The organism is Bacillus sp. JJ1532 (assembly GCF_036965085.1).
In the GTDB taxonomy this organism is placed as follows: domain Bacteria; phylum Bacillota; class Bacilli; order Bacillales; family Cytobacillaceae; genus Cytobacillus.
The window spans coordinates 1-12640 of sequence record NZ_JBALOW010000071.1 but is presented as its reverse complement, the minus strand read 5'-3'; the positions used below and the strand labels follow the sequence as shown (position 1 = coordinate 12640).

13 protein-coding genes are annotated in these 12640 nt (G+C 38.4%); 5 read left to right on the top strand and 8 right to left on the bottom strand.

Annotation, left to right across the window (positions count from 1 at the left end; all coding sequences use genetic code 11):
• The first annotated feature begins 318 nt into the window (after window positions 1–318).
• Together V7122_RS20430 and V7122_RS20425 are read left to right on the top strand one after the other, a co-directional pair.
• Window positions 319–1464, top strand: coding sequence for a glycosyltransferase family 4 protein (locus tag V7122_RS20430; protein ID WP_335528686.1), 1146 nt, complete (start codon window positions 319–321; stop codon window positions 1462–1464).
• Window positions 1465–1560: 96 nt separating this feature from the next.
• Window positions 1561–2658 carry a YheC/YheD family endospore coat-associated protein gene (locus V7122_RS20425; protein ID WP_335528683.1) on the top strand — a complete coding sequence of 366 codons (1098 nt, stop codon included), beginning with the start codon at window positions 1561–1563 and terminating at the stop codon, window positions 2656–2658.
• Window positions 2659–3005: 347 nt separating this feature from the next.
• On the opposite strand, the gene groL is transcribed toward V7122_RS20425, so the two are convergent.
• Complete coding sequence (gene groL / locus V7122_RS20420; protein WP_335483108.1) at window positions 3006–4634, bottom strand: chaperonin GroEL; 1629 nt, start codon at window positions 4632–4634, stop codon at window positions 3006–3008.
• A gap of 72 nt (window positions 4635–4706) precedes the next feature.
• Entirely contained in the window at window positions 4707–4991 is a 285-nt protein-coding gene (groES, locus tag V7122_RS20415; protein WP_315667217.1) for a co-chaperone GroES, read from the bottom strand.
• Window positions 4992–5285: 294 nt separating this feature from the next.
• Between groES and V7122_RS20410 the strand changes: the two genes are divergently transcribed.
• Both V7122_RS20410 and V7122_RS20405 read left to right on the top strand, forming a co-directional pair.
• Window positions 5286–6017: a CPBP family intramembrane glutamic endopeptidase gene (locus tag V7122_RS20410; RefSeq protein ID WP_335483110.1), complete on the top strand. Its 732-nt coding sequence runs from the start codon at window positions 5286–5288 to the stop codon at window positions 6015–6017.
• Window positions 6014–6220: a YdiK family protein gene (locus V7122_RS20405; protein ID WP_335346186.1), complete on the top strand. Its 207-nt coding sequence runs from the start codon at window positions 6014–6016 to the stop codon at window positions 6218–6220. Before V7122_RS20410 ends, V7122_RS20405 begins: the two co-directional genes overlap by 4 nt.
• A gap of 33 nt (window positions 6221–6253) precedes the next feature.
• Here V7122_RS20405 and V7122_RS20400 read toward each other — a convergent pair whose 3' ends face one another.
• Both V7122_RS20400 and moaC read right to left on the bottom strand, forming a co-directional pair.
• On the bottom strand, window positions 6254–6901 hold the full coding sequence (locus V7122_RS20400) for a redox-sensing transcriptional repressor Rex (protein WP_335483112.1): 648 nt from the start codon (window positions 6899–6901) through the stop codon (window positions 6254–6256).
• Between the two features lie 92 nt (window positions 6902–6993).
• The gene (moaC, locus tag V7122_RS20395) at window positions 6994–7485 is read right to left on the bottom strand and encodes a cyclic pyranopterin monophosphate synthase MoaC (protein WP_335483113.1); all 492 of its coding nucleotides are present in this window, start codon (window positions 7483–7485) and stop codon (window positions 6994–6996) included.
• A 144-nt stretch (window positions 7486–7629) separates the two neighbouring features.
• Between moaC and V7122_RS20390 the strand changes: the two genes are divergently transcribed.
• Entirely contained in the window at window positions 7630–9552 is a 1923-nt protein-coding gene (locus V7122_RS20390; RefSeq protein WP_335528680.1) for an ABC-F family ATP-binding cassette domain-containing protein, read from the top strand.
• Between the two features lie 236 nt (window positions 9553–9788).
• On the opposite strand, the gene tsaD is transcribed toward V7122_RS20390, so the two are convergent.
• Genes tsaD through tsaE form a run of 4 tightly spaced genes read right to left on the bottom strand, consistent with a single transcriptional unit; the run spans window position 9789 to window position 12431 of the window.
• The gene (gene tsaD / locus V7122_RS20385; RefSeq protein WP_335528677.1) at window positions 9789–10811 is read right to left on the bottom strand and encodes a tRNA (adenosine(37)-N6)-threonylcarbamoyltransferase complex transferase subunit TsaD; all 1023 of its coding nucleotides are present in this window, start codon (window positions 10809–10811) and stop codon (window positions 9789–9791) included.
• Entirely contained in the window at window positions 10811–11260 is a 450-nt protein-coding gene (rimI, locus tag V7122_RS20380; RefSeq protein ID WP_335346181.1) for a ribosomal protein S18-alanine N-acetyltransferase, read from the bottom strand. Before rimI ends, tsaD begins: the two co-directional genes overlap by 1 nt.
• Before the next feature lie 17 nt (window positions 11261–11277).
• On the bottom strand, window positions 11278–11979 hold the full coding sequence (gene tsaB, locus V7122_RS20375; RefSeq protein ID WP_335483118.1) for a tRNA (adenosine(37)-N6)-threonylcarbamoyltransferase complex dimerization subunit type 1 TsaB: 702 nt from the start codon (window positions 11977–11979) through the stop codon (window positions 11278–11280).
• Complete coding sequence (gene tsaE / locus V7122_RS20370; protein WP_335483120.1) at window positions 11976–12431, bottom strand: tRNA (adenosine(37)-N6)-threonylcarbamoyltransferase complex ATPase subunit type 1 TsaE; 456 nt, start codon at window positions 12429–12431, stop codon at window positions 11976–11978. The genes tsaB and tsaE overlap by 4 nt, the downstream gene beginning before the upstream one ends.
• Window positions 12432–12640 lie beyond the last annotated feature (209 nt).

Genomic DNA, 12640 nt, shown 5'->3' with positions numbered 1-12640 from the left:
TAAAGTATTCAAAAGACAAGTAATCGTTACTTATTTTATATCTTTCTTTTTTGGTAAAAAACTCCACTCCTTATCAAGATCTGCCTTCCCATCCTTTCAAAAAAAGAATGTTCGTTACGTACAAAATTGAAAGTACTTAGCATGTACCTTTTTTTTGAATAAAAATAGGGACAACCCCTAGTACTATTTTTTGAATTAAGCATATTGTTATTAAGGAGTAAAGTTTAGATACATTTAAGAGAACTGAGCAGCTTAAATAATGATTAGACCAGATGTTGGATAAGTGAAGCCTGATTAAGAAAAGGAGGGATTGTTATTATGAAGATTGCTGTCATCAGTCCGGGATTGTATTCTGTTCCTCCTGTTATTGGGACATCAGTAGAACATGTCATTCACCAGGTAGCAGAACAACTGGAAAGGAATAATCAGGTCATTGTATATACAAAAAAATGCCGTCAATTTCCGGAATCTACATTAGAGGGAAATCTCCTCTACAAACGGTTCCACTTTTACAGCCCGGGTGTTTATTTGCAGCAAGTAATCAAACATATTCAAGAAGAAAAACCAAGTGTGATTATCATCGAAAATCGTCCTTCTTATGTTATGCAAATAAAACATGCATGTCCAAAGATCCCAATTGTATTAAATATGCATTCAGATGTTTTTTCTTTGCCCCCTAACATTCGCAAAGAGGAGATGACTGAAGTTTCCCGGAATGTTGATGCCCTGATAACTAATAGTAAAGCATTGGAAAATTATTTTACGGAAAAGTATCCAGCTTTTAAAGGGAAATCGTACGGGATTCATTTAGGGATTGACACGACTCCATATGAAACAGCAAGAATGGATTTAGAAAATATTCGCCGATTGAGAGAGAAATATCGGTTATCGAGTGAAGATCCTACTTTACTGTTTGCTGGAAGAGTAATGGAAAAAAAAGGCGTTCATTTGATTCTGGAAGTAATGCCAGCACTGATTGAAAAAATCCCTCGTCTCAAGTTGCTAATCGCAGGAAGTCCCAAATATGGGAATAACAAAGATACGTCATATATGAAAAAGATTAGAACAATGGCAGAACAAATAAATAATCATGTTGTGTTCACAGATTTTGTGAAACCGATCGAAATGCCTTACATTTATCAACTTGCGGATATTGTAATTACCCCCTCTATTTGGAATGAACCCTTTTTATTGGTTAATTTAGAGGCAATGGCTTCCATGAAACCTGTAGTCACTACAAATAATGGAGGTATTCCAGAGGTAGTAGAGCACGCAGAAACTGGAATCATCATCTCCCTTGATAATCCTAAGGAGGAGCTATTTCATTCTATTCTCTCATTGCTTGAATCAAATTCATTAAGTGAAAGGTTATCCAAAAATGGATTTGAAAGGGCAAAAGAATTCTCTTGGGAACGAACAGCGGGTCAATACTTACAAGTATTTAAGAAAGTGACAACTTTGTAGAGTGATGGAATCCGATTAAAACCAAGATGGAAAGAAATTAAAAAATCGAATGCTTACATGGAAAATTAATCTTTTTACAAACTGGGAGGTAATCATGTGGATGATCCTAGAGTTGGTATTCTAATAGATAATTTCATGTATAATAAGTTAATAGCAGGAAAAGAACTCTATGAGAAGTTTTCTTTTTATGAAGAAGCGGCCAATTCATTAGAAATGAGCATATGTTTTTTTCGTTTGGATGATGTTAATGTTGAATCCCGAAAAACGATTGCACAAGTTAGAAATAAGAAAGGGTTTTTAGTTAAAAAAGAAATACAAATTCCGAAGGTTATTCATAACAGGGCGGTAACTTCTACCATATCTGCAAAGAAAAAAATTAAAGACCTTACACAAATGGGTTACTGGATTTTTAATGAATTTAGTAAGATTAGAAAATGGCAAGTCTATTTATTACTGATGAAAAATGATGACTTGTTTTCACATCTACCTGAAACTGTCCCTGCTAATCGAGAAAACTTTGACAGAATGATAAAAAAGTATAAAGAAATTATCATTAAACCCAACAGCGGGGGGCTTGGAAGTGGAATAATAAGCATTAGCAAAGGCGAAAAGCAAACTTGGAAGGTTCAATATGATCAGCAGATAGGAAAAGGATTGAAGGAAATCGTATTTTCTAATGAATTACCGGATATTATTACAAAAAAACTGTCCCGTGGATATATCATTCAACAAAGAATCCGATTGGCTACCTACAAGGGAAATCCTTTTGATTTAAGGGTTTCCGTACAACGAAACGAATGTGGACAGTGGAAAGTAACTGGAATAGTTGCGAAAGTGGCAAAATCCGGAGGATATGTCACGAATGTTGCAAAAGGTGGAGAATGTAAAGATTTCGCGGAAATATTAGACAATTTTCCTTATCTTGAGGCAAAAGAAGTATTTAAAAGTATCGAGCAACTATCTCTTAAAGTAGTGAAAGATTTAAGCAGCTATTACGTTAACCTTGCTGATGTTGGATTGGATATTGGCATTACCAATGAAGGATTTCCGATGTTTATTGAGTGCAACGGTCGAGATCAAAGATATTCCTTCAAAGATGCTGGTATGCATGATGTATGGAAGGAAACGTATGCAACACCCATTAGATACGCTCGTTTCCTTTTAGATTCTATTGAGACAAGTGAAAAAGTATAAAAATAGTTCACATAGCATCTAAAAAAACTTTTATGAAGAAAAGGAGTTTGTTTTCTGGAATATGCCAGAGTACAAACTCCTTTTGACTGCTTTTCTAGTTTTAATGAACCTGTCCTCAATTGGTCTTAGCAAAATGGTCTTACATCATTGATGTTGGTTTGGATCCGAGATGAGGACACGACGAAAAGCGTTTACTTGCACGTAACTAAAGACATGAAAAAAGAGGCTTCCAGAAAGTTTAAGAACTTAATGGAAAACCTCTATTTGTTAACCTTTTGTTCCCAATGTTACCTTTCGGTAGTTATTAGGGTAACAAATCCCTATATATAAAGGGTTGGAGGCACTTATTACATCATTCCACCCATACCGCCCATGCCGCCCATATCAGGCATTGCAGGTGCGTTAGGTTCTGGTTTGTCAGCGATAACAGCTTCAGTAGTTAGAAGCATAGCTGCTACGGAACCAGCGTTTTGAAGAGCAGAACGAGTTACTTTCTTAGGATCTACGATACCAGCTTCGATCATGTTAACCCACTCGCCAGTCGCAGCATTGAAGCCGATTCCCACTTCTTCGCGCTTTAAGCGGTCAACGATAACTGAACCTTCTAGGCCAGCGTTTTGAGCGATAGTGCGTACAGGCTCTTCCATCGCACGTAATACGATGTTGATACCAGTTTGGATATCGCCTTCTTCTTGTAGAGCAGCTACTTTGTTGTAAACATTAAGTAGAGCTACTCCACCACCAGATACGATGCCTTCTTCAACAGCTGCACGAGTTGCGTTTAGAGCATCTTCAATGCGAAGCTTGCGCTCTTTCAATTCAGTTTCTGTAGCAGCACCTACTTTAACAACTGCCACACCACCTGCTAATTTAGCTAAGCGCTCTTGTAATTTTTCTTTATCGAATTCAGAAGTAGTTTCTTCTAATTGAACACGGATTTGGTTTACACGAGAAGCGATTTGTGCGCTTTCTCCTGCACCTTCAACGATCGTTGTGTTTTCTTTCGTTACAACTACTTTAGAAGCGCGTCCTAAAGATTCGATTGTTGCAGATTTCAAGTCTCGGCCTAATTCTTCAGTGATGACTTCACCACCAGTTAGAATCGCGATGTCTTCAAGCATTGCTTTACGGCGATCACCAAAGCCAGGAGCTTTAACCGCTACTGCATTGAATGTTCCACGAAGCTTGTTCACTACTAATGTAGCAAGTGCTTCCCCTTCAACATCTTCAGCAACAAGCAATAATGGCTTGCCTTGTTGAACCACTTGCTCAAGAACTGGAAGGATTTCTTGAATGCTAGTGATTTTTTTATCAGTGATTAAGATATATGGATTATCAAGAATTGCTTCCATTTTGTCTGAGTCTGTTACCATGTATGGAGAAGCGTATCCACGGTCGAATTGCATACCTTCTACGACATCAAGCTCAGTTGTGAAGCCTTTTGATTCTTCGATTGTGATAACTCCATCGTTGCCAACGCGCTCCATAGCTTCAGCGATAAGAGCACCAACCTCTTTATCATCAGAAGAAATAGCAGCAACTTGTGCAATAGACTCTTTGCCTTCGATTGGCTTAGCGATTGCTTGTAATTCTTCTACAGCAGTCGCAACCGCTTTTTCGATTCCTTTACGGATACCCATTGGGTTTGCACCAGCTGTTACGTTTTTAAGACCTTCGCGGATCATTGCTTGAGCAAGAACCGTTGCAGTTGTCGTACCGTCACCAGCTACATCATTTGTTTTACTTGCAACTTCAGCAACAAGCTTTGCACCCATGTTTTCGAAAGCATCTTCTAATTCGATTTCTTTCGCGATTGTTACACCGTCATTTGTAATTAACGGAGAACCGAATTTTTTCTCAAGAACCACATTACGTCCTTTTGGTCCAAGAGTTACTTTTACTGCATCTGCAAGAGCATCTACTCCGCGTAGCATTGCGCGGCGTGCATCTTCACTAAATTTAATCTCTTTTGCCATAATAAATAACCTCCTCGAAATAGTTAAATAGGCAGTTCAAATCAAATAAAATTGTAAAGCTGTATGGCTAGATTAGCCAATAACAGCAAGAATGTCGTTTTCGCGTAAAATTAAATATTCTTTGCCTTCGTACTTCACTTCAGTACCAGCATATTTTGAGAAGATAATACGGTCGCCTTGAGCAACTTCAAGAGCTACACGCTCACCGTTCTCAAGAACGCGTCCAGTTCCAACAGCAACTACATTGCCTTCTTGAGGCTTTTCTTTTGCAGTGTCCGGCAAAACGATGCCGCTTGCAGTTTTTTCTTCAGTTTCAACAAGCTCGATAATAATTCGATCACCTAGTGGCTTTAACAAGTGAAACAACCTCCTCAATAAATATGTAAATTTTATTTATTAGCACTCTCATCTGCTGAGTGCTAACACAATTATTATATTAATGAATCTATTGCATATTTGCAAGAGTGAAGCTCAATTTTTTTGTAAAAAATATTTAATATGGGCTACATTATTTTTACAGTCATTGCCAAATGCTAGTTTATCCTTAATATCCAAGCAGCAAACCATCTTTTTATGTCTACAATTTGAAACTTGGACCTTTTTACGGGTAAAATGAGGATTGATATACACAATGGATAAGGAGATAAAATATTGAAAAAAGAGTATTGGTATATTCTTATTGCTTATACAGGGATGCAATTATCGAGCTTAATCGGGGTCCCGTTCATTGCGTTTTGGGGAACACTATCCGGCAAAAGCATGGCCGACATGCAAACAACCGCTGTCACATCCTGGATTGTCATTAGCTTTACGATCACATTAATTATTTCGTTGGCAATCCTTCGAAAAGAAATGAAGGAAAGCCTTTCTATGAGAAATTCAACTTCTGCAGGTACTTCCATAGCCTGGGCCATTGGCGGAGTATTCCTTGCATTATTTGCGCAATCTATTGCCGCCAATATAGAAAATTTAATCGGAATTGAAATGGGATCGGAAAACACACAGCAAATTATTAGGCTTATTCAAGCTTCACCCATAGTCGTTGTGATCAGCTCAATTATTGGGCCAATCCTAGAGGAAATTGTCTTCCGAAAGGTTATTTTCGGAACGCTTCATAAGCGGCTAAACTTTTTTCTTTCTGCCTTAATAAGTTCTGTTATTTTTGCTCTAGCTCACTTTGAGTTTGAACATATTCTGTTGTACTCAGCGATGGGCTTTACTTTTGCTTTCCTATATGTCAAAACAAAGCGAATTCTAGTGCCGATTTTTGCGCATGTGGCCATGAATACACTTGTCGTCATTATCCAATTTAACAGAGAAAATATTGAAAACTGGATAAAAGAAGTGGAAAAAATGCAAAGCTTTATTGGAGGGTTTTTATGAGAAGGACACCATTGTTATCAGGCATCATTTATATTATTCTTGGGATCCTCTTTACCTATATCGCGATCCAAAGCATTCAAAGAAACGATGGCTGGGGAATATTTACTTACTTTCTTATTATTATTGCAACCCTTGACTTAGGTACTGGCCTGCGGATGGTTGCCTTTCATTTCAAAATCGTCAATAACAAACAAAGAAAATGAGCACTATACAAATGCTCATTTTCTTTGTTTAGCTTATTCTTCCTCTTGTGGATAATGCTTAAGAAAGTAGATAAGCGACTGCAGCTCCACAGCTAAATCGATATGATGAATTCTGATGGAGGACGGCACAGATAAACGTGCAGGAGTAAAATTCAAAATTCCTTTTACACTGCCTTGAACAATTCGGTCAGCAATCGGTTGGGCTGCAAGAGCAGGAACTGTTAAAATCACAACCTGAATTTGTTCGTCCTCGATTACTTTTTCTAGATCACTCATATGGAATATCGGTACATCCCCAATGTATGTGCCAACTTTTCCTTCGTCTACATCAAAGGCTACTTCAATTTTCGTATTATTGTTTTTGAGGAAATTATAGTTTAAAAAGGCAGTGCCTAAATTACCAACCCCAATAAGAGCTACCTTCGTTAATTCATCCTGATCTAACGTTTTCCGAAAAAAAGTAAGCAAATAATTTACATTATAGCCATACCCTTTTTTCCCTAAAGCGCCAAAGTAGGAAAAATCCCGCCGAATTGTAGCAGAATCAACTTTTACCGCATCACTTAATTCTGCAGAAGAGACTCTTTGTTTCCCAGAAGCATGCAAATTTTTTAAGAATCGATAATATAAAGGAAGCCGTTTGGCCGTTGCTTGTGGAATTTTTAATGACTCATTCGCCATTATCTTATCTCCTCTCGTAGAAACCTTTACGTTTGTTCAAATGACAAATGCTTTATCAGTTAGCAGCTTTACTTCTTTATATACACAATACATTATAACAAGGAATCCCTTTTAAAATCCCCATTTTTTCCGCCAGTTTTTTCTACTAAATAAGTTTTGCCAATGACCATCCCTTTATCAACAGCCTTACACATATCATAAACTGTTAAGGCACATACAGATGCGGCTGTTAACGCTTCCATTTCAACTCCAGTATGACCCTTTGTTTTGACCGTAGCTGCAATGAGCAGTGTATATTCTTCTTGATCGACACTCCATGAGTAGGAAATATCTACTCCCGTTAAAGGAATAGGATGACACATCGGAATAATTTCCCATGTTTTCTTGCATGCCATCACACCCGCAACTTGTGCTACGGCGAGGACATCTCCTTTTTTCATTGTATTCGAAGTGATTTTTTCATATATTTCTTTATTAACTGTAATACTTGAGTGAGCAATCGCAGTTCGGACCGTCACAGATTTCTCACTAATATCGACCATCTTTGCTCTGCCCTCTTGATTAAAATGGGTAAAATCAGACATTAATAACACCTCACAACAAAATCATACACTATTTTTAGCCAAATGTGTAAAACACTTTACAATAATTCAAGTCCGTCCTCACACACATTGCCCAACAAATATGAATGAGTTACACTTATTCTATAAAGCTTGAGGTGAACAAAAATGATTTTATTACAAGTCAATCAATTAATAAAGAACTTTGGTGCTGAAGTTATATTATCGAATATAAAGCTTGAAGTACAAACTAGAGATAGAATTGCCCTTGTGGGGCGTAACGGGGCTGGCAAGTCCACGCTTTTAAAAATGATAGCTGGCCAAATGTCCTATGATTCCGGTGACATTATTAAGCCTAAGGAAGTGGAAATCGGCTACCTTGCCCAAAATACCGGACTCGAGTCAGAAAGATCCATTTGGGATGAAATGTTAACTGTATTCGAGCATCTGCAAACGCTTGAAAAGGAATTGCGGAAGCTCGAGGGTGAAATGTCTGATCCGCAAGCAATGGCTAATCCCGAAAAATATGAACGCATCTTAAAAGAATACGATGATCGGCAAGTTCAATTTAAAGAACAAGGCGGTTATCAGTACGAATCAGACATTCGCTCCGTTCTTCATGGACTGAACTTTCAATCCTTTAGCTATGATACGAAAATATCCACTTTGAGCGGGGGACAAAAAACGAGGCTTGCTCTAGGAAAACTGCTGTTAAAGAAGCCTGATATTTTAATTTTGGACGAGCCTACCAACCATCTAGACATTGATACTTTATCTTGGCTAGAGCAATATTTGCTAACGTATGACGGGGCCATTTTAATCGTTTCCCATGATCGATATTTTTTAGATAAAGTCGTCTCCCAAGTCTATGAATTATCAAGAAATCAAATCAAAAAATATATCGGTAACTACAGCTCTTATCTTGACAAAAAAGCGGCAAACTATGAACGTGACTTGAAGCAATTTGAAAAGCAGCAGGAAGAAGTAGCTAAACTGCAAGACTTTATTCAGCGCAATCTGGCTCGGGCCTCCACAACCAAAAGGGCACAGAGCCGCAGAAAACAACTGGAGAGAATGGAATTAATGGACCGTCCTTTAGGGGATGAGAAGTCTGCTAATTTCGGTTTTCAAATTGAAAGGCAAACAGGCAATGAAGTGCTAAAGGTGGAATCTGTTGCGGTAGGATACAATGATGAATTGATTTCGAAAAATATCTCCTTTCGAATTACTCGTGGAGAAAGTATAGCCCTTGTAGGACCAAATGGAATTGGCAAATCCACGCTTTTAAAAACGATCATTGAGAAGCTTCCTTCACTTGCAGGAAGTATACACTACGGATCCAACGTAGCCATTGGCTATTATGATCAGGAACAGGCTGAGCTCACCTCGAACAAACGTGTACTTAATGAACTTTGGGATGAATATCCACTTACACCAGAAAAGGAAATCCGAACTGTGTTAGGAAACTTCCTCTTTTCGGGTGATGATGTACTAAAAACCGTCTCGACATTAAGCGGAGGAGAGAAGGCTCGTCTAGCATTGGCAAAATTAATGATGCAAAAAGCCAATTTCTTAATACTGGATGAGCCAACAAACCATCTCGACTTAGATAGTAAAGAGATATTAGAAAATGCTTTAATCGATTATCCTGGAACAATTCTGTTTGTTTCTCATGATCGCTATTTTATTAATCGAATTACTACAAAGGTTCTTGAGCTTAACGAAAATGGAGCAACTGAGTTTCTTGGCGATTACGATTATTATGTTGAGAAGAAGCAAGAACAGGAAGAGTTAAAAGCTTTGGACCTTGCAGAAAAGTCCTCCTTCCCTACTCACGTAAATCAAGATAAAAGCAGCTATCAGATGGATAAGGAAGCAAAAAAGTTAGAAAGACAAAAACAGAGAAGATTAGAAGAAGTTGAAAAGCTTATCGGGGGATTGGAGGCGCAAATTGCTGAATTCGAACAGCTTCTGTGTGAGCCCGAAATATATCAAGATCATGAAAGGGTCTTGGAAATAACGAAAGAAAATAACGAGGCAAAGACCAAATTAGAAGAATTAGTTGAAGAGTGGACTGTACTAGCAGAATAACAGAATAATTTTTTTTGCTGAAATTTGACCCAGGAGTTTATTCACTCCTGGTATTTTTTTATCCACAAAATTATTCACATAAAAACAACTGAAGTAATGGGATTCCACAGACTTTTCCACATTATCCACATTTAATTGGCTTTTTATCCACATTATACACATAAAATTTAAACAATTGCCATTTTATCCACAAAAAACGTCCAAGTAGTAACTGGGACGTTTTTCTTATATTCGAATTAGTTGTGGATAGTAATTTCAAGACCTGGGTTCGCATTTAATGCCATAGTTGATCGCACACCTTTTTCAAATAGGATACTCCCGGCAGCTGCGATCATTGCTGCATTATCCGTACATAAATGTAGTGGCGGGATGACCAATTCAATCCCAGGCAGCTTGTCAAATTCCTTCTGTAACACTGAGCGCAAACCCTTATTGGCCGCAACCCCACCTGCTAATAATACTTGTTTTACCTTATATTCTTCTACAGCTTTTAGCGTTTTAGTAACAAGGACATCAATCACACTTGCCTGAAAGCTTGCCGCCAGATCTTCTGGGGAAATCTTTTCCCCACGCTGTTCAGCATTGTGGACAGTGTTGATAACTGCAGATTTTAATCCGCTAAAACTAAAATCATAAGACCCTTCCTCCAGCCACGCTCTCGGTAAGTTAATGGTGGCTTCCCCAACATGTGCTAACCGGTCAATATGAGGTCCACCCGGATAAGGAAGATTCAAGGTTCTAGCTACTTTATCATACGCCTCTCCAGCAGCATCATCCCTTGTTTCACCAATGACCTCAAAGTGTCCATTTGCTTTCATAAAAACCAGCTCTGTATGTCCGCCAGAAACAACAAGGGAGAGTAACGGAAATTCTAGCTCTGTAACAAGGCGGTTCGCATAAATATGGCCTGCAATATGATGCACACCCACTAATGGGATATTATGAGCAAAGGCAAGCGCTTTTGCAGCGTTTACGCCCACTAACAATGCACCGACAAGGCCTGGACCTTCTGTGACTGCAATTGCATCCAAATCATCGAAGCTTAGTTCTGCCTGTTTTAATGCTTCCTCAAGAACAATGGTTATCTGTTCCACATGGTGCCTCGAAGCAATTTCAGGTACAACGCCTCCGAACCTTTTATGACTTTCTATCTGTGATGCCACAATATTTGAGGCAATTTCCCTGCCGTTTTTGACAATCGCTACCGATGTTTCATCACAGCTTGTTTCAATACCCATAATATATTGATCTTTATTCATTATAAATTCACCCACATTACTAATGCATCTTCTCGATTATCAGTATAATAACTTTTTCGAATGCCTCCATCCTGAAAGCCTAGCTTTCGGTACAAAGACTGGGCAATAGAATTGGTCACACGGACTTCAAGTGTCATCGTTCGAGCGCCCATTTCTGAGGATATCTCCATGATCTTCTTCATTAATGCTTCTCCAAGCTTCAGCCCTCGGTATTCAGGCAAGACGGCTACATTTGTAATATGCGCCTCATCAACGATTACCCAAACCCCGCAGTAGCCAATTAATCTTCCTTCATCTTCTAATCCGATATATACGGCAAATTTGTTTTGTTTAAATTCGTTTTTAAAAGCTTCTTCCGTCCACGGCAATGTAAATGAGGCATGTTCAATTTTCAACACCTCATTAACATCTTTTTCACTTAAAAAACGAAAAGTGAAAGAATTCGTCATTATGTTCTTCCTCATCATTACTTTTTCTCTTTGTTAGCATTTAGCCAATTCGTTTCCGCTTCTGCCAAACGGATATAGTTAGGAACGAAGGAATGTATATCCTCCCCTTTTTTATCTCTTCCTAGCAAAGCAAGCTCTGACGGCCGGGGATTTTGCTCCGTGATTTCTGCAAAAACAGCCTGGCCTCCAAGAAGATCCTTCAAAATAGGCTGATGCAACGGCAAATCATTTCCAATAAATAGAATTCTCCGTTCCTGTTCCTTAAGCTTTGCTGCCCATTCTGTTGATAATAAAAGCTGATCTTTTTGTAAGGTATGTATGTTTCCGTCAACAAATTGGTAGAGACCTGTATAGATTTGTCCTCTTCTTGCATCGAATAGTGGAGATATAGCACCCTCGAAATAACGTCCAGCTGATGCAGCAGAAACTTCTAGGCTTGAAATTCCCACTAATGGGATGTTAAGTGTCCAAGCTAATGTTTTCGCAATGGTAACGCCAATTCTAACACCTGTGTAAGAGCCTGGCCCTTTGGCTACAACAATTTTTGAAAGGTCAGCTGGCTTTATATCACAATCATGCATTAAAGCTTCAATAGCTGGCATGACTCGTATGGAGTGATTCTTTTTTAGATTTGTGATATATTCGCCTTTTACTTGATCCCCATCCAATATCGCAACACCTAACGTATAATTAGATGTATCAATAGAAAGCACTTTCATCCTAATATCTCCTTACATAACTCCTCGTATCTTTTACCCTTTGGTTCTAATACAAATCTTCTGGAACCATTCTCACCTAGAAAAAGAGAGATGGTCAACAATTCAGCAGGCAACTGACTTTCTATTAAATGAGCCCATTCAACAACTGTCACCCCATCCCCTTCAAAGTATTCATCAAATCCTAGATCTTCAAAGGAATCTTCTACTCGGTAAACATCCATATGATATAACGGAAGCCTGCCTTGATATTCCTTAATAATGGTAAATGTAGGACTGTTAACATTTCTATTAATTTCTAACCCAATGGCCAATCCTTTCGTAAACGTGGTTTTCCCTGCGCCAAGATCGCCTTCAAGAGCGATGACATCTCCGGGCTGCAGAAGGGTGGCCAGACGTTTTGAAAATTCCATCGTATCATCAGGATGTTTCGAAATAAACTCATATATACTCATAATAATTGATCACCATTATTTTTCTTAAATTGGAATAACTAACTCAACTGATTATTATCAAAAAAACCTTAGGATGCATCCTAAGGGTATCTTTCATATATAGTGTACATGATTTTAAATCTGCTAGCAAAATATGCTGTGCAAAATAAAAAAAGACGAAACCTAGTTTCGTTCTTGTTTAAGCATGTAAATGGCGGTCCGGACGGGAC

Coding starts and splice junctions, on each gene's coding strand:
- V7122_RS20430 (WP_335528686.1), top strand. CDS start 319: ATGAAGATTGCTGTCATCAGTCCGGGATTGTATTCTGTTCCTCCTGTT.
- groL (WP_335483108.1), bottom strand. CDS start 4,634: ATGGCAAAAGAGATTAAATTTAGTGAAGATGCACGCCGCGCAATGCTA.
- V7122_RS20405 (WP_335346186.1), top strand. CDS start 6,014: ATGAGAAGGACACCATTGTTATCAGGCATCATTTATATTATTCTTGGG.
- V7122_RS20400 (WP_335483112.1), bottom strand. CDS start 6,901: ATGGCGAATGAGTCATTAAAAATTCCACAAGCAACGGCCAAACGGCTT.
- moaC (WP_335483113.1), bottom strand. CDS start 7,485: ATGTCTGATTTTACCCATTTTAATCAAGAGGGCAGAGCAAAGATGGTC.
- V7122_RS20390 (WP_335528680.1), top strand. CDS start 7,630: ATGATTTTATTACAAGTCAATCAATTAATAAAGAACTTTGGTGCTGAA.
- tsaD (WP_335528677.1), bottom strand. CDS start 10,811: ATGAATAAAGATCAATATATTATGGGTATTGAAACAAGCTGTGATGAA.
- rimI (WP_335346181.1), bottom strand. CDS start 11,260: ATGACGAATTCTTTCACTTTTCGTTTTTTAAGTGAAAAAGATGTTAAT.
- tsaB (WP_335483118.1), bottom strand. CDS start 11,979: ATGAAAGTGCTTTCTATTGATACATCTAATTATACGTTAGGTGTTGCG.
- tsaE (WP_335483120.1), bottom strand. CDS start 12,431: ATGAGTATATATGAGTTTATTTCGAAACATCCTGATGATACGATGGAA.